The 21775-nt window shown below is 39.8% G+C and carries 22 protein-coding genes and 1 tRNA gene; 9 read left to right on the top strand and 14 right to left on the bottom strand.

Going from position 1 to position 21775, the window contains the following annotated elements:
- Window positions 1-13: 13 nt before the first annotated feature.
- The 3 genes from IL356_RS09410 to IL356_RS09400 all read left to right on the top strand — a co-directional run bounded on the left by IL356_RS09410 (window position 14) and on the right by IL356_RS09400 (window position 1717).
- Complete coding sequence (locus IL356_RS09410) at window positions 14-454, top strand: SRPBCC domain-containing protein (RefSeq protein WP_121849247.1); 441 nt, start codon at window positions 14-16, stop codon at window positions 452-454.
- Window positions 455-650: 196 nt separating this feature from the next.
- Window positions 651-1199 carry a hypothetical protein gene (locus tag IL356_RS09405; protein ID WP_121849248.1) on the top strand — a complete coding sequence of 183 codons (549 nt, stop codon included), beginning with the start codon at window positions 651-653 and terminating at the stop codon, window positions 1197-1199.
- Between the two features lie 47 nt (window positions 1200-1246).
- The gene (locus IL356_RS09400; protein WP_162987902.1) at window positions 1247-1717 is read left to right on the top strand and encodes a hypothetical protein; all 471 of its coding nucleotides are present in this window, start codon (window positions 1247-1249) and stop codon (window positions 1715-1717) included.
- A 27-nt stretch (window positions 1718-1744) separates the two neighbouring features.
- On the opposite strand, the gene IL356_RS09395 is transcribed toward IL356_RS09400, so the two are convergent.
- Window positions 1745-2869, bottom strand: a complete 1125-nt coding sequence (locus IL356_RS09395; RefSeq protein WP_205601247.1) for a sialidase family protein — start codon at window positions 2867-2869, stop codon at window positions 1745-1747.
- Between the two features lie 217 nt (window positions 2870-3086).
- On the opposite strand from IL356_RS09395, the gene hemN reads away from it, so the two are divergent.
- Both hemN and IL356_RS09385 read left to right on the top strand, forming a co-directional pair.
- Window positions 3087-4439: an oxygen-independent coproporphyrinogen III oxidase gene (gene hemN, locus IL356_RS09390; protein ID WP_121849251.1), complete on the top strand. Its 1353-nt coding sequence runs from the start codon at window positions 3087-3089 to the stop codon at window positions 4437-4439.
- A 92-nt stretch (window positions 4440-4531) separates the two neighbouring features.
- On the top strand, window positions 4532-4990 hold the full coding sequence (locus IL356_RS09385; RefSeq protein ID WP_121849252.1) for a pyridoxamine 5'-phosphate oxidase family protein: 459 nt from the start codon (window positions 4532-4534) through the stop codon (window positions 4988-4990).
- A 60-nt stretch (window positions 4991-5050) separates the two neighbouring features.
- On the opposite strand, the gene IL356_RS09380 is transcribed toward IL356_RS09385, so the two are convergent.
- The 9 genes from IL356_RS09380 to IL356_RS09340 all read right to left on the bottom strand — a co-directional run bounded on the left by IL356_RS09380 (window position 5051) and on the right by IL356_RS09340 (window position 14407).
- On the bottom strand, window positions 5051-5737 hold the full coding sequence (locus IL356_RS09380; protein WP_121849253.1) for a GNAT family N-acetyltransferase: 687 nt from the start codon (window positions 5735-5737) through the stop codon (window positions 5051-5053).
- 102 nt (window positions 5738-5839) lie between these two features.
- Entirely contained in the window at window positions 5840-6547 is a 708-nt protein-coding gene (locus tag IL356_RS09375; RefSeq protein ID WP_121849254.1) for a sulfite exporter TauE/SafE family protein, read from the bottom strand.
- Between the two features lies 1 nt (window position 6548).
- Window positions 6549-6992, bottom strand: coding sequence for a FixH family protein (locus IL356_RS09370; RefSeq protein WP_121849255.1), 444 nt, complete (start codon window positions 6990-6992; stop codon window positions 6549-6551).
- A 6-nt stretch (window positions 6993-6998) separates the two neighbouring features.
- Window positions 6999-8417, bottom strand: a complete 1419-nt coding sequence (gene ccoG, locus IL356_RS09365) for a cytochrome c oxidase accessory protein CcoG (protein WP_121849256.1) — start codon at window positions 8415-8417, stop codon at window positions 6999-7001.
- A 43-nt stretch (window positions 8418-8460) separates the two neighbouring features.
- Window positions 8461-9342, bottom strand: a complete 882-nt coding sequence (locus IL356_RS09360; RefSeq protein WP_121850727.1) for a cbb3-type cytochrome c oxidase N-terminal domain-containing protein — start codon at window positions 9340-9342, stop codon at window positions 8461-8463.
- Window positions 9343-9352: 10 nt separating this feature from the next.
- Complete coding sequence (locus IL356_RS09355; protein WP_121849257.1) at window positions 9353-9529, bottom strand: CcoQ/FixQ family Cbb3-type cytochrome c oxidase assembly chaperone; 177 nt, start codon at window positions 9527-9529, stop codon at window positions 9353-9355.
- A 2-nt stretch (window positions 9530-9531) separates the two neighbouring features.
- Window positions 9532-11733: a cytochrome-c oxidase, cbb3-type subunit I gene (gene ccoN, locus IL356_RS09350; RefSeq protein ID WP_121850728.1), complete on the bottom strand. Its 2202-nt coding sequence runs from the start codon at window positions 11731-11733 to the stop codon at window positions 9532-9534.
- A 2-nt stretch (window positions 11734-11735) separates the two neighbouring features.
- Window positions 11736-11939 (bottom strand): cbb3-type cytochrome oxidase assembly protein CcoS, encoded by a 204-nt coding sequence (ccoS, locus tag IL356_RS09345; RefSeq protein WP_121849258.1) that lies wholly within the window; start codon window positions 11937-11939, stop codon window positions 11736-11738.
- A gap of 71 nt (window positions 11940-12010) precedes the next feature.
- Window positions 12011-14407 (bottom strand): heavy metal translocating P-type ATPase, encoded by a 2397-nt coding sequence (locus IL356_RS09340; protein WP_121849259.1) that lies wholly within the window; start codon window positions 14405-14407, stop codon window positions 12011-12013.
- Window positions 14408-14526: 119 nt separating this feature from the next.
- On the opposite strand from IL356_RS09340, the gene IL356_RS09335 reads away from it, so the two are divergent.
- The gene (locus tag IL356_RS09335; protein ID WP_121849260.1) at window positions 14527-15216 is read left to right on the top strand and encodes a Crp/Fnr family transcriptional regulator; all 690 of its coding nucleotides are present in this window, start codon (window positions 14527-14529) and stop codon (window positions 15214-15216) included.
- A gap of 36 nt (window positions 15217-15252) precedes the next feature.
- On the opposite strand, the gene IL356_RS09330 is transcribed toward IL356_RS09335, so the two are convergent.
- Window positions 15253-15438 carry a hypothetical protein gene (locus IL356_RS09330; RefSeq protein WP_121849261.1) on the bottom strand — a complete coding sequence of 62 codons (186 nt, stop codon included), beginning with the start codon at window positions 15436-15438 and terminating at the stop codon, window positions 15253-15255.
- Window positions 15439-15592: 154 nt separating this feature from the next.
- Between IL356_RS09330 and IL356_RS09325 the strand changes: the two genes are divergently transcribed.
- Window positions 15593-16501 carry a universal stress protein gene (locus IL356_RS09325; RefSeq protein ID WP_121849262.1) on the top strand — a complete coding sequence of 303 codons (909 nt, stop codon included), beginning with the start codon at window positions 15593-15595 and terminating at the stop codon, window positions 16499-16501.
- A 363-nt stretch (window positions 16502-16864) separates the two neighbouring features.
- The gene (locus IL356_RS09320) at window positions 16865-17449 is read left to right on the top strand and encodes a biliverdin-producing heme oxygenase (protein WP_121849263.1); all 585 of its coding nucleotides are present in this window, start codon (window positions 16865-16867) and stop codon (window positions 17447-17449) included.
- Here IL356_RS09320 and IL356_RS09315 read toward each other — a convergent pair.
- The 3 genes from IL356_RS09315 to IL356_RS09305 all read right to left on the bottom strand — a co-directional run bounded on the left by IL356_RS09315 (window position 17418) and on the right by IL356_RS09305 (window position 20584).
- Complete coding sequence (locus IL356_RS09315) at window positions 17418-19664, bottom strand: ATP-binding protein (protein ID WP_121849264.1); 2247 nt, start codon at window positions 19662-19664, stop codon at window positions 17418-17420. The genes IL356_RS09320 and IL356_RS09315 overlap by 32 nt on opposite strands.
- A 4-nt stretch (window positions 19665-19668) precedes the next feature.
- Window positions 19669-20121 carry a response regulator gene (locus IL356_RS09310; RefSeq protein WP_121849265.1) on the bottom strand — a complete coding sequence of 151 codons (453 nt, stop codon included), beginning with the start codon at window positions 20119-20121 and terminating at the stop codon, window positions 19669-19671.
- Window positions 20122-20499: 378 nt separating this feature from the next.
- Window positions 20500-20584 (bottom strand) — tRNA-Ser (locus IL356_RS09305).
- A 126-nt stretch (window positions 20585-20710) separates the two neighbouring features.
- Here IL356_RS09305 and IL356_RS09300 point away from each other — a divergent pair.
- On the top strand, window positions 20711-21718 hold the full coding sequence (locus tag IL356_RS09300; RefSeq protein WP_121849266.1) for a glycosyltransferase: 1008 nt from the start codon (window positions 20711-20713) through the stop codon (window positions 21716-21718).
- Window positions 21719-21775 lie beyond the last annotated feature (57 nt).

Genomic DNA, 21775 nt, shown 5'->3' with positions numbered 1-21775 from the left:
GTAGTTTGTGGCTATGAAACCAACAGATAATGAAATTTTTAGCTCGCGGATACTGAATTATTCTGTTGAGAAAGTATATCTGGCTTTCGAGAACCCTGACCATTTAAAAAACTGGTGGGGACCAAATGGATTTAGCAATACTATTCACGAGTTTGATTTGCGACCAGGTGGAAAGTGGGATTTGACCATGCACGGACCTGAAGTTGGTAATTATCGAAATACTTCCGCGTTTAAAATTGTGATACCTCAAAAATTAGTTTCTTGGAGACGCATCACCCAACCTTATTTTGACATGGAAGTTGGCTTCGAAAAACTGAGTGAAACAAAAACCAACATTTCTTTTCGAATGGTTTTTAATACACCAGAAGAATGTGCTAAAATTAGAAAATTCGCACTTCCGAAAAACGAAGATAATTTTGACCGATTGGAAAGAGTATTAGAAAATACACAATAGTTATATTAATTTCAATATGCTTATTATCAATTTATTAAATACCTTAATCTAAAGATAATTCTCTTATCTTAATTCTTAAAGTTTTACTTTAAGCTGTAACATTCCTTTCAATTACAATACAAATCTTTTATATTAATTATTCAAGCGAGTTCTCTTTGCAACTTCTCACAAACGACGTTATACTTCCGCAGAAAAAATGAACCATCAAAAAGTCGATTTACCTTATATCGTTATGGCTATGGCAGCCGTACTTTCCACTTGGCTTTTGCACGAATTTGCGCATTGGTTGACAAGCGTTTCTTTGGGCTACCAAAGTGCGTTGTATCTAAATGGCACCTCATTTGAAGACGTCGCCTCCCCAACTGAAGTACATCGAATACTGGTTTCAGCTGCTGGGCCTTTAATAACCATTATACAAGGTTTTTGCTTTTATTTTATCCTGAGCAGTAAGGGTTGGAATAAACATCTTTACCTTTTTCTTTTCAGCGCTTTTTATATGCGGGCTCTAGCGGGTTTTATGAATCTCATCAATGCCAACGACGAAGGTAGAATTAGTGAGTTTTTTAATCTAGGAACTTTCACCCTCCCTGCAATCGTTAGCCTTCTCCTCTTCTTTTTGGTTTACAAAATTGGTAAGATGTTTAATCTTAGTCGGAAATTTCATTTAGCGACTACTTTTTTGATTATGCTTTTCAGTTCTATCTTAATTATAGCCAATCAAATGCATGCCATAAGAATCATTTAATTATCTTTAAGTACGATAGAGCATTATAACTGCCATTCTTACTACATATGAAAGGATTCTTGTTCACTTTAAGCCTTGTCATGCTACTTTTAGGCTGCTCCAATGATGAAAAAGATTGCTGTACCTTTATCGATACTGCCATTACCATCAAATACCTCAACGCAGAAGGAGAAAATTTGTTTGAAGTAGCTAATGGGTACAAACTTTCAGAACTTACCGTATACCATAATATTAATGGCGTATGGGAAAGATATTACGAGGGAAACTTAGATTATCCCAAAGGATTAAATACGGTGGAAACAGACGGTGGCGTTGAACTTATAGTTTTTCCTAGCACGAACATGGTAGAAAATCATATTTCGGAGACGAAAATTCAATTCTCAGAGTCCGAATCAGATATCATCAAATCTCAGATAGAAAAATCCGGGTCCACTGAAATCGTCACAAAAGTTTGGTACAACAACGAACTAAAGTGGGAAAACAACCAGGCTGAAAGAGCTTTTCAAATTATCAAATAGGGTAACTATTAAAATCCTACCTTTTTATTAGTCCACCAACTTTTTAGGGTCAATCACCAAATATTTCACAGATTCCCGATTAAAGGTATAAGTAGCATGCACTAAACCATCTTTCGACTGTATTATTGCCGGATAGGCGTAACCGTGCTCTGATTCTTCATTTTCGATAGTCATAACGGGTATCCATTTAATACCATCATCTGAAATGGCTAAATTTAATAAGTCCCTACCCCTATTCTCCTTGGTGCGCACTTTATGATTATATATCAGCAGTTGTCGACCATCTTGTAAGGTTACGGCATCGGTTCCGGAATTCGGATTCGGCAAATTGATGCTTTTGACATCGCTCCATGTTTTACCATTGTCGCTCGACCATGATTGGGCCAAAACCCCCTGCCGGGTTCTCGCCAACACCATCAGTCTACCATCAGCTAATTGCATAATACTAGGTTGTATGGCATCAAAAGTAACTCCGTCATGAATAGGACCAATTACCTCCCAATTTTTCATCTTGGCGTCCGATTTTTCAAAATGTATTTTCCAAAAAGTCTCATCACCTTCAATTCTTTCACTGCTAGATGGGTGCAAAATACTTCCGTCTGCCAATTGAAACGATTTGTTCTTTACGGGACCCAATAAATGACCTACTTTCTCGTCTTCTCCAATCTTCTCACCATAAGACCAGGTATAACCATCGTCGGTAGAATACTTCATCATACCCCACCAGTCACGAGGGTTGGGGCCTTCCTTATAAAAAAGATAGAGAGGACCTTCTTTTGGTTGAAATAGTACAGGATTCCACGTGGCATACCGCAACGTATCATTATGAAAACCGTTAGCCACCTCCACCGGCCATGTCCACTTACCATCTTTTAAATGTGAAACCCGAATGCCTACATCGGGGTGATTCTCATGCGGACCGGCGAAAAAAGCAGCAACCATACCTGAAGGGGTCTCAACAATGGTCGAAGCGTGGGCGCTGGCCTCCGGTCTCTGGTCTAAGGGGTAGATGAACTCTCGTTTTAAGAGGGCCCCTTCCCCTACTTTCTCCATCGGAGGAATATAAAACTTGCCTGTTACATCATTAGGTTTTTGACCCAGAAGACAAAAATGGGTGATAAAAAGCAGAATTACTGCGTAATTAAGTCTCATAAAATTCATTTGATTTTTGCCAATATCTCAGCAATTGTCATAATAAACGCGAAAGATACGAAAGAAGCCCAGTAAAAAACTGCCTAATTCTTATCTGAAACTTATAGTTTTTTGGCTTTGCCCTAAAAGGAAATAGATGATAGAAAACATAACCTCGACTGACATTTGTCATATTTTTTAGATACCGATACATTTAAGTTTGCCCTAAAACGTTCATATGTGCCAACTTATTCAAAAATATAATGTAGCGGGGCCCCGTTACACGAGTTACCCAACCGTACCCTTTTGGAATATAAAAGAATTTTCAGGTAAAAAGTGGAACCTTTCGGTACAACAGAGCTTTAAAGAAAGTAGTGAAGAAGGTATAAGCCTGTATATACATTTACCATTCTGCGAAAGCCTATGTACTTTCTGCGGATGCCATAAGCGAATAACCAAAAGGCATGAAGTTGAAGTACCCTATATTCAATCCGTTTTAAAAGAGTGGCAACTTTATTGTAATCTATTTGGTAAGAAACCCATCATTAAACAATTACATCTGGGTGGTGGCACCCCCACATTTTTTTCTTCTGAAAATTTACAAATGCTCGTCAAAGGAATCTTTCGTAAAGCACACAAAGCAATAGATTATGAATTCAGCTTTGAAGGCCACCCCAACAATACTACCTACGAACAATTAGAAACCCTTTTTGAACTAGGTTTTAGAAGGGTCAGTTTTGGCGTTCAAGATTATAACCTGAAAGTTCAGAGAGCCATTCATCGCATTCAACCTTTTGAAAATGTAAAACGGGTTACCGAATGGGCCAGACAAATCGGTTACACGTCTATCGGTCACGATATTATTTTTGGCCTACCACATCAATCAAAAAATGATGTTATTGAAACAGTCAATAAAACTAACTTGCTTAGGCCCGACCGTTTGGCATTTTACAGCTATGCCCACACCCCTTGGCTTAAGGGTAATGGTCAACGAGGCTATAAAGAGGAAGATTTACCTACTGCCGATGAAAAACGTGAACAATACGAGGTGGGTAAGTCGCTTTTACAACAACATGGCTATTATGAAATAGGCATGGATCATTTTGCTCTACCCAGCGACAGTCTTTATCAATCGGTTAAAAGTGGTTCTTTACATCGTAATTTCATGGGGTATACCGATGCCACGACCCAGTTAATGATAGGCCTTGGCGTATCAAGTATTAGTGATAGTTGGTACGGTTTTGCTCAAAATGTCAAGAGCATTGAAGAGTATCAACACTTGGTCGATAATGAGGTAATCCCCATATTTCGTGGTCACATATTAACGGATGAAGACCAAAGCATTCGCCAACATATCTTGAACCTAATGTGTCGCTTAGAAACCAGCTGGACCAGGGAAGATAACGGATTGATGCAACCCGCCGCCCAAAAGTTAGAAGAAATGGAAAAAGATGGATTGGTCAATATTGGGAAAAATAGAATTGTTATAACAGAAAAAGGTCGACCCTATGTCAGAAATGTGTGTATGGCATTTGACCTTTATTTACAAAGAGACAAACCTACCAATCGCCTATTTTCGATGACGGTATAAGTTGGCAAACACGTTCGACCAACATTTTTAAATAGAATAGAAAAACAGAAATATCCGATTTGAAATATTCCGTAAATTAAAAAGTAAAAGAGATGATTGAAAATTTAGAAATATCAGGCTGCCTTGAACTACTTGGCGACAACTATATCGGGCGATTGGGCTTTATTTCCGGAAAGAGCCCTTGCGTTATACCCATCACTTATTTTCATGATGCAGAAGATAAGTGTATCATCAGTTACTCCTACGTGGGTCATAAAATAGAATCTATGAGGCGTTTTCCTTCGGTTTCGCTTCAAGTAGACGATATTAAAGATGTGCAACATTGGCAGTCTGTGTTGATACAGGGCAAATTTGAAGAATTAAAAGGAAGTGATGCCAAAAAATACCTTCATAAGTTTTCCGAAGGTGTCAAAATGGTCATCAATCAAAAAAAGAATGGGGAAGCAAAATTTATAAGTGATTTCTCGAGCAAACTCACCGGTGCAGAACCTCCAATTGTCTACATCATCCGCATAACAGATATCACTGGAAAATACAGAGGGAAGGAATAAGTATTTTATTTACACGGGGCTACTGGTTCTTAAAGTGGAGTGCTTACAAATGGTTTTAATTTATAATTTTCGATACAACCACCAGTTCATGTCCCTCGTTAGTTCAAAACCTAATTTTTCATATAATGAAATAGCCAAATTGCCCTTGTTCGTATGTAAAATCGGGGTTTTTCCGTCTTTTAGAATCTCCTTGGTCGTATGAGCGATCAATTGCTTCGCTAAGCCCTGTCGGGTATAATTGGGGTGGGTTACTACGGCGCTTACTTCAATAAATTGATCGGTCTGCATACGCTGCCCGGTAACTGACACCAATTTACCATCTCTGAAAATACCGAAGTACTTACCCATTTCATAGGTTCTTTTTCTGTAATAGCCCGGCATCACCATCCAAACCAAATCATAGATCTCATCCATCATTTCTTTTGCCAGGGGAAAGATTTTCTCCGTGATTTCAACATTTGCCAATTGGTTCAGTACCATCTGGCAACCGTCTATTTTTTTAACGAGCGCTACTTTCGTATCGTCTACCAAAGGAATTTGATTTTCAGAAACATAGAAAAATTCATCGGTTCCTTTTACATATTCATTGGAAGCTACAACAGTTTTCCCCACATCTTCAAAAGAACCAAAAGGGCAAACTTCAGGGTTGTAAAAACGTACCCCGTTTATTTCAACCGCAAATTTTTTGTGGGTTTCATTTAAGGAATGCCAAACAGGGTTTTTGAGTTGTTTCTCTAAAGCTATCATTATCAAATTGTATCTATGCTTTGGTAGAAAAAATGCAAAGATAATTGAAATGAAGCCTTAAGTTACCTTTTAATCCACAATAGGCACCAACTTAAATTTGAATCAATTATGGCACTCTATGGTAGAAGTGGCGGCTATTTGATGTACCGGTGCAGGAGAAACGTAGGGTATGCCCAAACCAAGACCTCGAAGAATGAAAAGACAAGCTACTAAAATCACAAATACGGGAATCAATTTTTGAACTTTCAATCTACGCTCTCCTCTTATCAACCCGCTAAAATAAACTACTCCGGTCATTAAAGGTACGGTGCCCAAGCCAAACAGAACCATGTACAAGGCTCCTTGACCGGGGTTTCCCATAGCTATCGAAGCAAATAATGACATGTAAACAAGGCCGCAGGGCAATAACCCGTTTAAAAACCCAATGGTCAAAAAAGTATCCGGTGTTTTCTTTTTCAATTCTTTGCCCAATCGTGATTTTATTTTGGAAATCGACCTATATATCGGTTTTGATAAACTATACTTGTCTAAGATTTTTGAAGGAAGCAATACCAAAAGAATCATTAGCAAACCTGTAGCGATCGATAGTTTTTGCTGTAAGCCAAAAACGTAAAGTCCTCTTCCTAACCAACCAAACAGTAACCCCAAAAGACCGTAGGATAAAAGACGCCCCACATGATAAATCGCTATTTGCAAAAGCCTCTTCAGACCTTTATTTCTATCAACTGGCAACATAAAGGCTATGGGGCCGCACATACCGATGCAGTGCAAACTGCCCATTAACCCTAAAATGATAGCCGAATAGAGCATTTTAATAAACTAAATTTTCTTTTTGTAAATAATCTTGGCCTTCGTAAGACCAGAATACCTTAATGTCCCAACGGCCACCCAACAAACGGTTGTCAGGTATAAGCAAATAATTGTTGGACAGACGTAAATCGAGGTCAAAGTCCAGATGCTTGTCGGATGGCCTGTAAAGGGACACTCTTCCTTTTATTTCTTGAGGATGTATTTCTTTTGGGAAGGCTATTAAAAGTCCTTCTTCCGTTTTTTCAATCGATAGTTGCTTGCCATTCTTGGCATTCTTCTCGGCATCTATTTCATGCTGATAGGCAAGTTCGTGCCTATAGTATTCTTCGGTAACCAAATCATGGTCTGCCCGATGGTCAACGCTCATTCGAATAACGAAAAAGAGTATAAAGGCAATAAATACAGTAAATGCCAGTACTATCGATGTTCCCCAATTGATTTTCATAATTGTTTATTTATAACTTCTAGGGCCTAAAAAGGCGGTAGAGGTTGTTTCTATTAATTGGTCACCACTATAGACCCCTATTTTTATTTTTTCCTTATCACTTTTTATAGCAGCTTGATCGATTTCAATGAACAATGTACCTTCGGCCAAATCTTGGGCGGGAACGGTAAACTTGTTATTACTGACCAAATTGATTTTTCCTTTATGAGAAATTAGTTTAAAGCCTACATTATCGATATCTTCAATCGTCTTGTTTACCAGTTTATAGGTATAGACATTACTAATTATATTATTCTCTTTATGCTCGTAAAGCTGACCTGGCAATCTAAGTATGTTGGCCTCTACATCGTTTCTCAAGAACAACATGCCCAAGAGAATGCCTGTTAAAATGGTCAATACCGCCGTATAGCCTTTTAGCCTTGGTGTAAACCTGAACTTTTCTTTTTTTTCAATATTGGCTTCACTGGCATAGCGAATAAGACCTTTGGGCAAATTCACTTTTTCCATAATGGTATCGCATTCATCAATACAAGCCGTACAGTTCACACATTCAAGTTGGGTACCGTTGCGAATATCAATTCCAGTAGGGCAGACATTAACACATTGAAAGCAATCGATACAATCACCAAAACCTAGAGACTTTCTATCTTCATTTTTTCTAAATTTCTTTCTCCCTTTTTCAGCCTCACCACGTTTATGATCATAGGCCACCACTACCGATTTTTCATCGAGAAGAACCCCTTGCATACGCCCATAGGGGCACGCGATTATGCAGACCTGCTCGCGAAACCAAGCGAAAACAAAGTAAAAGACACCTGTAAATATTAGGAGGGATAGCATGGTGCTCAAATGATCAAAAGGCCCTTCAGAGATATACCTCAGCAAACGGTCACTTCCGATTAGATAGGCCAAGAATACGTTGGCTATCACAAAGGAGATAATGAAAAAAAGAATCCATTTTAAAACTCTCTTTTGCACTTTTTCAGCATTCCACGGTTGACGGTCTAACTTTATTTGCGCTCCTCGGTCTCCCTCGATCCAATATTCGATTCTTCTAAAGACCATTTCCATGAAAATAGTCTGAGGGCACATCCATCCACAGAAAATACGGCCGTAGGCAACCGTAAACAGAGCCACAAAAATGACCCCGATAATCATTGAAATAACGACTAGATGAAAATCTTGGGGCCAAAACGGAAATCCGAAAATATTAAAGCGCCTTTCCAATACATTGAACATGAAGAATTGATTACCATTGATTTTCAAGAACGGCCCTGCCACCAATGTGGTTAGTAGCAGATAGCTGACATACTTGCGGTATCGGTAAAACTTTCCGCTAGGTTTCTTTGGGAATACCCATGCCCTTTTACCTTCATCATTGATGGTACCAATACTATCGCGAAAATGTTCTTGATCTTGAGACATGGTTCTAACTAACCCTTTTCGGTCAAAATAATTGAAGTCTTGATTATTCGGCACTTTCCGGTTCATCCCAGATATCGCCTTCAGGATCCTTCGGATTAGCGGGGGCCGTACCCTGAAAGCCGAGTACGTAACTGGCCACTTGTGCAATTTCCGCCGGCTTTAGGGTCTGTTTCCAGGCAATCATACCTTTACCATCTCTACCCCCTTCAGAAATGGTGTTAAAGACATTTTTGATTCCACCTCCAAGAATCCAGTGCCGGTCGGTCAGGTTAGGGCCAATACCCCCGCCTCCATCCGTCATGTGACAGGCTATACAATTACTTTCGAAAATGGCCTTCCCAGCGCTCAGGTCACTGGCATCGGTCAATAAGGTAACCGTATTGGCATCTACCAAATCTTTGGCGTTTTTCTTATACTCTTCTACTTCTTTAGCGGCCATACTCATTTCGGTCAAAAACTCTTCTTCTTGATCATAGTCATTAAAAATGTGAAAGCGGACCAAATAAATAATACCGAAGACGATAGTCGCATAGAACATATAGACCCACCACGGTGGTAGATTGTTATCGAGTTCTTGAATACCATCATAATTATGGTCGAGAATAATTTCACTTTCTTCTTCAATCGGCCTTGAGCCCAAAAGCTTTTTATACGTCTTTTTGCCCCATTGCCACTGCCATTGGGTATTTTTAGACAATAGGTATCGTTCTTTGGCCTCTTCTGAAAGTGTTTGATACATTACATTTTCAATAGCATTGATTATCAAAGCGATGGCTATCAGGAGTAATAGTACAAAAACCAAGAAAGCCTGAACCATCTTGTTCGATAAGAACGCGGGCATTTCACCAGAATCAACAAAGTACTCCGTGAGACCCAAAATCAAAAAGAAGGCAACCGGTATTTTAATCCACCAATTATTTTTCATAATTCCGTTTTTATTGGTTGTTTTCATCTAATGGTAATTCACTCATTTCGCGTACGTATCTTTTTGAGGCCGTGAAGACCCACCAAAAAAGCAAGGCGAAAAAGACAAAGAATATGAGCAATGAAATCATCGGGTAAGTGGCAATACCCTCAATACTTTCCATATGGCCTTTAACAAACTTCAACATGGTTATTGGTTTTTAGATAGTAATTCTTCAGTTTCCTTCACCTTTATGTCGGTGCCTAATCGTTGTAAATAGGCAATAAGGGCTACTATTTCACGATCTTTCATTTCAATGAAGGGTTCTCCGTTGTCATTGGCATACTTTTTATCCGCCTCATATGATTTGGCAAAATCTGGGTCGGAATAAAGGTTTTCTTCAATGCCTTTCGCTTGCGCTTCCATAGAAGAATTGGCATTATTAATATCATCTTCAGTATAGGGTACCCCAAGTGAAATCATGGCCTTCATTTTATCTTGAACCCCGCTACGATCATGTTCGTTTCGCACCAACCATTGGTAGGCTGGCATAATCGACCCAGATGAGGTACTTTGGGGGTCGTACATATGATTGAGGTGCCAATTATCGGAATACTTGCCCCCGACCCTCAAAAGGTCGGGACCGGTACGTTTACTTCCCCAAAGAAACGGATGGTCATAAACAAATTCTCCTGCCTTGGCATACTCGCCATATCGCTCGACCTCGCTTCTAAAAGGGCGAATCATTTGAGAGTGACATCCGACACAACCTTCACGTATGTAAAGATCTCGACCCTCCAGTTCCAATGGAGTGTACGGTTTTACACTCGTAATGGTCGGAATATTCGATTTCACCAAAATAGTTGGCACAATCTGTACAATGCCACCAATCAGAATGGCTATAGTGGCTAATATGGTTAACTGAATAGGCTTACGTTCCAACCAGGTATGTAAGGTTTCCCCAGCTGTTCTTCGTTTAGACACCCTCGTAAGAGCAGGTGCCTCGGCTAACTCATCCTCGACCTTACTACCCTTTTTGATGGTAACCACCACGTTATATATCATTATACAGGCACCGACTATGTATAAGCTTCCACCTATGGCTCGCATCCAGTACATGGGCATAATCTCGTTTACGGTTTCCAAAAAATTACCATAAACCAAGGTGCCATCGGGGTTAAAGTCTTTCCACATCAAAGCTTGGGTGAACCCGGCCACGTACATAGGCAGGGCGTATAGCACTATACCTAAGGTTCCGATCCAAAAATGAAAGTTGGCCAGACCTTTTGAATACAGTTGCGTCTTGGTCATTTTCGGAACCAACCAGTACACCATACCAAAGGTGAGAAAGCCGTTCCATGCCAAAGCGCCTACATGTACGTGTGCAATAATCCAGTCACTGAAGTGAGCAATGGCGTTGACGTTTTTAAGGGATAACATCGGACCTTCGAAAGTGGCCATGCCATATCCGGTAATCGCTACCACCATGAACTTTAAAACAGGGTCGGTTCTAACCTTGTCCCAAGCCCCTCGCAAGGTCAAAAGTCCGTTAATCATACCTCCCCAAGAAGGTGCGATAAGCATAACCGAAAAAGCGACCCCCAGGTTCTGTGCCCAATCGGGCAGCGAGGAATACAAAAGGTGGTGCGGGCCGGCCCATATATAAATAAAGATCAATGACCAGAAATGTACTATCGACAGACGATATGAGTATATAGGCCTATTAGCTGCTTTTGGAATAAAGTAGTACATAAGCCCCAAAAACGGTGTGGTCAAGAAAAAGGCCACGGCATTATGGCCATACCACCATTGCACCAAGGCATCTTGAACCCCGGCATATACCGAGTAACTTTTTAATGCACTAACAGGCAGCTCCAGACTATTAAAAATATGTAGTACTGCCACCGTGACGAATGTAGCCAAGTAGAACCAAATGGCAACATATAAATGGCGTTGGCGTCTCTTGAACAAAGTACCTATAAGGTTGGCTCCAAAAGCCACCCACACAACGGCAATAGCAATATCAATAGGCCATTCTAATTCGGCATACTCCTTAGAAGTAGTATAGCCTAAAGGTAGGGTAATGGCTGCTGCCACAATAATGGCCTGCCACCCCCAAAAATTAAAATTGCTCAAGAAATCGCTGAACATTCGGGCCTTTAACAAACGCTGGGTAGAATAATAGACCCCAGCGAATATAGCATTGCCTACAAAAGCAAAAATAACGGCATTGGTATGTAATGGCCTTAGACGACCAAAACTCAACCAAGAAATACCGTCCGTCAGGTTGGGGAACATGAACATGAAGGCCAATAAGAGACCAACCGACATACCCACGATGCCCCAAACCATGGTCGCATAAAGGAACTTCTTAACAATCTTGTTATCATAATAAAATTGCTGTACTTCCATAATCATTTATTTAGTTCGATAGGTTTATTTTGTTTCTCACTTTTTGATTTTGAGACCGGCTTTACAACTTCATCTTCAAACAGCATTCGCACCGAGGGCGTATATGAGTCATCATACTGCCCACTTTTAACCGATAGAATAAAGGCTAAAAAGAATAGTATGGCAACCGTAATACTTATGGCCAATAACACATAGATGACACTCATGCTTTCTTTAATTTGATGTAAAACTACTGTGGGTAAAACCCATTAAATATGATATTCATCAGGTTTTAAAATTATTTCAACTTGCGCCCGATGATATTGGTAGCAATGGTGGTAAAGGCCACAATACTAATAGAACTTAAAGGCATTAAAATGGCGGCGATGACAGGCTCTAGTTGGCCTGTGACCGCAAAATAAAGTCCGATGAGGTTGTAGAAGAGAGACAACAAAAAGCTGAGTTTTATAATCTTCAAGGCCTTTTTGGAAGCTTTGATATAATCGTATAGTCTCGTGAATTTTGAAGCATCTAAGATGGCATCGCAGGCGGGAGAAAAGACATTGATATTCTCGGAAATGACCAAACCCACATTTGCTTGGGCCAAAGCGCCGGCATCGTTGAGCCCGTCACCTACCATCAAAACTTTTTTTCCATGTTTTTGGAGGTCTTCAATAAATTGCAGCTTATCTACAGGTTTTTGATTGAAAAACATTGGTGTAGTCAAAGGCAATAGTTCTTGCAACCTCGCTTTCTCCCCATCATTATCTCCGGATAGAATGGCCAACTGCATGTAATCGGCCATTTCTGTAAACAGCCCTGAAGCACCGTCTCTGTATTGGGTATTGAAAACAAAGCGCCCCTTATACTCATCGTTCGATTGAATATGTACCGACGTCTTATTATCCTCTTCATTTCCACTTCTACCTACATAATGGGCCGAACCAATTTTCATTGAAGATGCCCCTTCCTGGGCGGAAATTCCCTTTCCGGTATGTTCTTCAAACTCATCTAAGGTCATGATATCATGCTGCGACAACATTTCATAGAGACTGCGGCTAAGGGGGTGATTCGAAGAACGCAAGGTACTTTTGAGCAAAGATTCTTCCTCCGGGGTAAGCGGCATACCTTGGTAGGCTGCCACAGTTTTGGCAGCTGTAGTAATGGTTCCGGTCTTGTCAAAAATAGCTGTATCGATTTGGGCCAATTGCTCAATCGTGTGGGTATTTTTCAGATAGAATTTTCTTCTACCAAAAATGCGAAGCAAATTTCCTAAGGTGAAAGGTGCCGCTAGGGCTACGGCACACGGGCAAGCGATAATCAATACCGCCGTAAATACGTTTAATGCCAGTTCAGGTCGATATACCAACCAAAACAGGGAAGCAAGAAAGGCAATACCTAGAACGGCGATGGTGAAGCGTTTTCCGATGCCATCGGTAAGGGTTTGAAATCGACTTGATTTTTCGCTTCCGAATACAGAATTGCCCCAAAGCTGGGTCAAGTAGCTTTGGGATACGGGCTTTGTAATTTCAACCTCTATGGCTCCGCTTAATTGCTTTCCACCAGCAAAGACCTTCTCCCCCACTTTTTTATAGACCGGTTCAGCCTCCCCGGTAACGAAACTATAATCGATATGGGCGTTACCTTTCAAAAGAATGGCATCCGCAGGTATCAATTCCTCATTTCTAATCAACAGTCGGTCGCCACGCTTCACATCATAAACCTGAACTATTTCTTCGTTTTCAGCATCGTTCAACCTTGTAACCGCAATAGGAAAGTACGATTTATAGTCTCGCTCAAACGAAAGGAAGGAATAGGTTTTCTGCTGAAAAAACCTCCCCAACAAAAGAAAAAATACCAACCCCGTGAGGGAATCAAAAAAACCTGGTCCCCGATCAAGCGAAATGTCAAGGGTACTTCTGATGAAAAGAACGAGAATTCCCAAAGCGATGGGCACATCAATATTGAGCAACCTACTTCGCAGACCTTTAAAGGCAGATGTAAAATAATCGCGAGCCGAATAAAATACTACCGGCAAAGAGAACGCGAACATAATCCACCTGAAAAGCGATTCGTATTCGTTAAGCCAAAATTCGCCTCCTGCCTCTCTATTCGCACTTAAATCAAAATAATCGGGGAAACTCAAGAACATGACATTGCCAAATGCAAAACCGGCAATACCGAGTTTGTAAATCAAACCTCGACCGACTGACTTAGGTCTTTTTTCGATATCGGCCAGAGTGATTTGGGGTTCGTATCCGATTCTGTTCAACAGCTGTACCAATTGCTTCAACTTCAATTTTTCTGGGTTAAAAGTGACCCTAACGGATTTCTTGGGAAAGTCGACTTGACAAGAAGAAACGCCTTGATGAAGTCTATTCAAATTTTCAAGTACCCAAATGCATGAGCTGCAATGAATATGAGGTATGTACAATTGAACAATCTGTAGGTTGCCATCGTTGAATTCCAACAACTTATCGGCTATTTCCGGTTGGTCTAGAAAGTCATACTTACCTTCTTGCTCCAACGGAGTGGCACCGGCAGCCGCCTGAAGTTCGTAATAATACCCAAGGTCGTTCTCAGAAAATATTTCGTAGACCATCTTACACCCATGACAACAGAACCATTTCTCATCGTAATGAAGAGACGATTTACCACAGTCGTTGCCACAATGGTAACAATCAACAGTTTTCATACACTTTGCTTATACCCTGCAAAGTTCTGATCAACAAAAAAGAAGGAATATGATTTTTGTCAGGTTTTAGCTAAATTAGGGGAGTTACCTTTGTAAGGTCAGGTATAAAAAAGTAAATAATGGAAAGCAGATGTGAAAATTGCATTGTACGGCAATTCAATTCGCTACGGGCCATGAGCAAAGAGGAACTTAAAAAAGTTTCTGATGCAAAGGTTTTCAAAAAAGTAAAAAAAGGGGAACCTCTTTTTGAAGAGGGACAAAAACTGGATGGTGTGTTTTGTGTTCGCGATGGCGTTTCGAAACTCTCGAAACTAAGCACCAACGGTAAAGACCAAGTAGTGAAATTGGCCACCAAGGGTGCGGTTATCGGTCAGCGTTCGGTCATTGCCGGCGAACACACCAATTTAAGTGCAGTAGCCGTCAACGATATGGAAATCTGCTTTGTACCCAAAGAAAACATTTTAAATACGTTACAGAAAAATCCTGAATATGCCGTTGAGGTATTGCGCCATATGGCCCATGACCTGAAAGAGGCCGATGACGTAATCGTGAATATGAGCCAAAAAACGGTAAAGCAACGAATTGCCGAAGCCTTTTTATACCTTCAACAGAACTTTGGGGTCGACAAAGAAGGCTTTTTGGCCCTGACCCTTTCGCGAGAAGACATCTCAAGTGTTGTAGGAACGGCCACTGAATCTTGTATTCGAATCATTTCAGAATTCAAGAAAAAAGGTTATTTAGAAACATCGGGCAAGCGAATTAAGATTGCCGACGAAAAGGGTCTTCAAGAACTGGTACAAGGTTTTTAGGGCCGCCCCGACAATTACCGAAACGGCCCCAATACTTTAAGCATAATTTTTATACTTCTTGTTGATTCCAGAATTGACAAATTCATACCTAGAACTGTGTTTCATTCTTCGGTACAGGTCTTCATTTACGTTTACTGGAACCTTTAGATTAGGAAATTGAATCTGGTAGGTATTGTCGGCCGATTTGCCAATCAATGAAACTTTGACAGGTTTATTCTTCATAATCTAATGAATTTTAATGATTAAACTATTTAAAACAACCAATTGTTGACCGGACAAAGGTTGTGCCACGCCATCTTTTAAAAGATGATAAATGTCATAGATTCAGCCTACTGACATTTCTACCTTTATCAACGTTCACTTTGACATTTATTTTATGAAACAAATCTTGATACCTACCGATTTTTCAGAAAATGCTTGGCTGGCTACCCTTTATGCATTGCGATTGTATCAAAACGAAGAGTGCGTTTTTCATCTCTTAAACACTTACACCCCCGCTATCGTGAGTTCTCGTTTCATTGCCGAGAACAAGTCAAATGCCTCCTCTGTTCAAACGTCTGCCGACTATTCAGAAAGACAGCTCAAAAGTCTATTGTCTAAAATTGAAAATGAGTACCCGAACGCCCGACACTATTTTGAGACCTATTCATCATTCAGCTTACTCGGCGATGAGGTTCGGTATCTGGTCGAAAAAGAGCAAATCGACCTAATAGTAATGGGTGCCAAAGGCATTTCAAACGAAGACTATGTTTTCATGGGTAAAAATACGGTCAAACTTCTGAAGTATATTCGCCATTGCCCCATATTGGCCGTACCGTCGAATGCTACTTTTGAAGTACCCAACGAAATTTCGTTCTATACTAATTTCGATAAATTCTATACCCGCGCCGAATTGACACCCTTGTTAGAAATGGTCGATACCTTTAAAGCTACCGTGCGTGTCGTTCATCTGCAACACGAACTACGGCCATTGAACGAATTGGAGCAGTTTAATCTAGGAATGCTCAGAAAATACTTTGGTGAACGCGAACATTACATTCATACCATTTCACAAATCAACACGGTTTCAAGAACCTTACGGCATTTTAACCGTGAACTGAACATTCACCTTTTGGCATTATTAAATTTCCGGAACAGTTATATGGATGTCGTCACCTCTGAACCACAGGTAGAAAAAGAAGTGTTCTCTTCCCATGTACCCTTTCTCGTAATACCTGAAATGACTATGGCCTTAAAAAATGTAAGAAACCGCACCCTTGTGGGCAGCAACAGTATTAATGGCTAACTATCAACTAACACTTAGTCATGTAGAAGCCCCTTAGCCGGGGCTTTTATTTTCAAAAACAATCTCATGGATTAGCTGCATTATGGGATACAAGAAATAAGTCTTGAGGACTTGTTTAATCTCCCTTCAAAGTCCATCGACTACCTCCACAAAGCTTGCAAGTTTTAAAATTTCCGAAAATAGCTACTGTAACACATCGCGAAAATAGAATACTCATCTTTCGATGATAAAAAATATATTACTGCCCATCAAATATGCACTACCTCAATTATTTGTTTACAGAAAAAAGGCAGCAACCAGAAGACCAGTTGCTATATAATCGAATTTCAATTCTTACCTTTCCAAAGAATTTAATATAGGTTAATGACGATTTTAGATACGATTAAAAAAGAAACCAAGAGCCATCACCAGCAGGTAGAAACAGTATTAGTTTCTGAACTTAAAAGCCTCAAAACCAAAGATGACTATGCTGGGCTTCTTGCACGACTTTATTCTTTTTACAAACCCATCGAAGATGAAGTGCACCGTACTATCGATGCAGAAATAATTACCGATATATCAAAGCGTGAACACACTTCTCGCATTGTAGAAGATTTGCAGCTTTTGGAGCATAGAGAAGAGACGCCCTTACCCGAGCCCCAACTGACCATGAAATCTCTATCCTATGCGCTAGGGGTGCTGTACGTGATGGAAGGTTCTACTATGGGCGGACAAATTATCTCTAAAATGATTCATAAGAATGTAGATATGAACGGCGCAGATGCCGTAAATTATTTTAGCTCTTATGGTGACGATACCCATAAAATGTGGGCAAAATTCAAGATCCAAGTAATAAAAATAGAATCTACATTAAACCATAAAGAGGTCATTAGTGGTGCCGAAGATACTTTTAACCAATTAAGGCAATGGCTATTGGCTACGAAACCTTTGGAAAGTACAAGCGTATAGTGGCACCTTCGTTGGGTTGACCCTGGGCATCGATAAAACCACGATGCTTCAACATGATCTTTTTACAAAATGCCAAACCGATACCCGTACCCTCGTAATCGGATTTACTGTGCAGCCTTGAAAAGATCTTAAATATCTTTTCATTGTGCTGGTTGTCAAACCCAATGCCATTATCTTGAATTGATATAACCGAGTACATGTCTGATTTAGAATGATTTTGGTCATCGAAAATACGAATCCGCAATCTTCTATCAGGATGTTTAAACTTTATGGCATTATGAATGGGGTTGAGAAGGCATTGCTTGATCAGAAACTGTAAACCAGAAACTTCTGGCAAATACCCTTCTATAACGAGTTCGGCTTTTTCTTCCTCTAAAGTTTCTTTCAGTTCTTTTTTAATTTCTTGAAGCAAATCGTTTAAATCGACCTTTTCAAAATTATCCTCTTCTGAGCTGGCCCGATTATATTCTAAAATATCCTTAATCAAAGTCTGCATGCGTTCAGCCGACTTCGACATTCTTGAAATTCTTTTCTCGGCCACTTCGGTTACTTGAAACCTTTGCTGGTCTTCAAGCATTGTTGACGCCATCATTCGAATCTTTCTTAGGGGCTCTTGCAAATCATGGGCACTGATCCAACCAATATTTTCTAATTCGCTATTGACCGCTTTTAGGTTTTCGGTGAGAATTCTTTGCTTCTCCTTATCCTCATTGGTTAGAATGGCCCTAAGAAATGATTGAAAGAAAAACTTAAACTTGTTACAGGCATCTATTTCGGGTTGTAGCCAAGGTTTACTAGTATCCTTCACATTCTCGGTGAAGGTTTCAAAAGACTTTCTAGGGGAGAGTCCCTTTTTATCCTTTTCAATCGCTTTAGAAGGGTCACCGGCCCATTTGATGTTCTTAATGGTAGGCTCGCGAAACCACATGAGGTAATTGGTATCATCCAGCATATGAAAATTGATACCTGGGAATTTTTCCGCCACCGAGCCCAAACCTTTGTTTTGACGGGGAAACGTAGAGGTTATCACCTTTCCGTCACTTTGTATATCAAATAGAACTTCCGATATCAGTCGAATATCCTCTTCGGTGGGTGTTTCACCGTTACTATAAACTTTTCCATCGATGCAGGCCGAAAAGCCACTACCATTACATAGTTGATAGATAGCATCATCCTGAAAAAGCGATGTTAATGAGTCTCGTTTAAATTCTAGACTTTTAGAGGATAGCTTATCTACATATTCATTCGCTTTCTTGGCAACTTCATACTGCTCATTTAAAATTCTAACATCAATCTGTGAAGTAATAAAGTACCCATAGAGCTTTACCGCATTTCTGGTTTCTTGGCTTAAAAATTTGGTCGAATAATGATGGCACGCCACCAGGCCCCAAAGTTTACCTTTATGTATCAAGGAAACCGTGAGGGTGGCCCCTACCCCCATGTTCTTTAAATATTCTACATGTATGGGGGAAACGCTTCTTAAAACTGACAAGCTTAAGTCTAGCGTATCTACTTTGCTTTCTACATAAGTGTAAAGTTTAGCAGGCACATAGTCGATGTTGCCAATGATACGCAACAAATTCTTGATATATAAGGCCCTGGCCTGTGGGGGAATATCTGTATGCGGATAATGTAGCCCTAAAAAGGGTTCTAAGTGCTCTTCCCTGACCTCGGCATAGACTTCACCATTATACTCATGGTCAAACTTATAGATCATCACTCGGTCGTAACCGGTGATATTCTTGATGGCAGTAGCGACCGATTGGCTTAATTCTTTAAGACTGTTGGTGTCTTCAATAGAGCTCAATAATCTTTTGCTCGATTCAAAAAGGTTGCCTTCTTCGTTTAACGGAACCTTATTAGGTTCTGCCTCGAAGATTATGTTTTCTTGACTCTTATGAATCGTAAGGGCGTAGGATTGATCGTTGTAAGTAAGAAAGACTGTTTTCTTTTCTAGAGAGTTGCTTTTGAATTCTCGTAACGTCTCTTTAAAATCTTTCCCAAGAATGTCATCAATTCTTTTTCCTAAGATTTCATTGTATCTATAATCGAGAAATTGAGAGATGTTTTCGCTACAGACATTAATAATCTCCTTATCCGCATCTATAGAAATTAAAAATCCATGAGGTTGTATCAATCCGGGGATGTGTATCGCCTCATCTTCACAATTTTCAAGATTGACCACATCCCTATTAACAATATCCTTTATCTTCATTAATCTATATAGCCAGCTTATTCAGTAAAAAGTCGTTTGGTGGGGCAGTATCGGTATTAAAATCTAGCGAAAGAGCTTTGCTTATTAATTTGATAACATCTCTAAAACTGCTCGGTTTAACGGCATAATAATTGGCGCCTAACTTCTTACTCTTTTCAATATTTTGCTTATCGGCACTAGTGGAATACATAATGACCGGGGTTGTAGCGACTAAACTATTCGATCTAATGTCTTCTAAATGCTCAAAACCTGACTTGGCCGGCATATTCAAATCCATAAAAACGACGCTATTGTTCGCTGCGGTTTGGCTAATGACCTCTAAAAGATTTTCACCATTTTTTACAAGATGAAGATTTATCTTGACGGCCTCATCACCTGATAAGGAGTAAACGGCCTCTTCAAAAAACATTAAATCATCTTCATCATCATCTGCATAGAAGATCGAATATTCTTTCATTTTAATTTAAGCAGTATGTTAAATTTAAAACCATTGCCAATCTCTGAAGGATTAGCATCAATAAGATGCCTGTAAAATACTAAAATTTTGTTAAATATCCACAAGGGGATACACGCGCCCAACTTACTGAAAGTCAAAATATTTGAAAAACAGAAAGCTTCTTTGGGTTAAATAAAATCTCATCAAAAGGTCAAATTCCGTCCCTTCCTATCGCATGGAAAGCCCTATTCGGAAAGGTCTTTCGATTTTCTACATTCTTAAAGACTTAGTTGATTAATGGTGCTAAGATAAATGAACTTTTGAGATTCCAACACTCAACCAAACTGACTAATCCAAATAAAAAAAGCCCCTGATTTAGGGGCTTTACAATTTACTCAGCGGAGGAAGAGGGATTCGAACCCCCGGAGGTGTGACCCTCAACAGTTTTCAAGACTGCCGCATTCGACCACTCTGCCATTCCTCCTTAAGCGGGTGCAAATATAAAAACCTTTTTCTGTTCATTAAAGTAAAAATTGAAATTTATTCTCACTTAAGTTTTATGGCCTACCATAAAAGCAATAAAAACGGTGCTTTTCATTAAATTGCCAACATGCAGCAACCACTGGTCAGTATACTGATTCCCTTCAAGAACACCGCGCCATTTTTAAAGGAATGTATTGAATCGATCATTCAACAGACTTATACAAATTGGCAGGTTTTAGCGGTCAATGACCATTCCGAAGACCGCAGCCTTCAACTTGTTTCAGATATGGCTAAAAAAGATGATAGAATTTTGGTTTTCGAAAACAGGGGAAAGGGTATTATTTCTGCGCTTCAAACTGCTTATCAACAAAGTAGCGGAGACTTAATCACCCGTATGGACTCTGATGATGTAATGGTGAAAACCAAATTAGAGGTTCTCGTTACCTCTCTACTTAAAAATGGTAAAGGCCATATAGCCGTAGGCCAAGTAAAATACTTTTCACATCGTGGTATCAGTAATGGTTATGAGCGTTATGAGCAATGGTTGAACCATTTAACATCTAAAGGTTCTAACTATACTGAAATATATAAAGAATGCGTAATACCTTCCCCTTGTTGGATGACTTACCGCGATGACCTGAACGCATGTCAAGCTTTTGAACCCGACCGCTACCCTGAAGATTATGACCTTACTTTTCGTTTCTATCAGAATGGTCTTTCGTGCATACCATGCGATACCGTATTACACCACTGGCGAGACTACGATACCCGTACCTCTAGAACCAGTGAACACTACGCCCAAAATTATTTCTTGAACATCAAACTTTTTTATTTTTTAAAAATCGATAGAAAACCGAATCGGGTGTTGACCGTTTGGGGAGCGGGGAAAAAAGGAAAGGAGATCGCCAGAGGACTTAAAAAAAGAGGAATTGATTTTTTTTGGTTGTGCGATAACCCAAAAAAAATCGGTAAGAAAATCTATGGCATAAAAATGCATCATTTTTCAATTTTAAAAGACCTTAGATTACCGCAAAGTATTATTACCGTAGCAAATGAAGAATCACAATCTGTCATTCGAGATTACCTTACCCGATTAGGTCACCTACCAATGAAAGATTTCTTCTTTTTCTGTTAAGGGGCCATCATGCAATTCTCCTCCTTTTTTAATTATCTTTGTGCACTCAATTCAGGA

Origin of the sequence: Euzebyella marina (assembly GCF_014855515.1) — a bacterium.
Lineage (GTDB): Bacteria > Bacteroidota > Bacteroidia > Flavobacteriales > Flavobacteriaceae > Euzebyella > Euzebyella marina.
The sequence above is the reverse complement of the archived record's forward strand: the minus strand, read 5'-3'. Positions and strand labels throughout refer to the sequence as shown.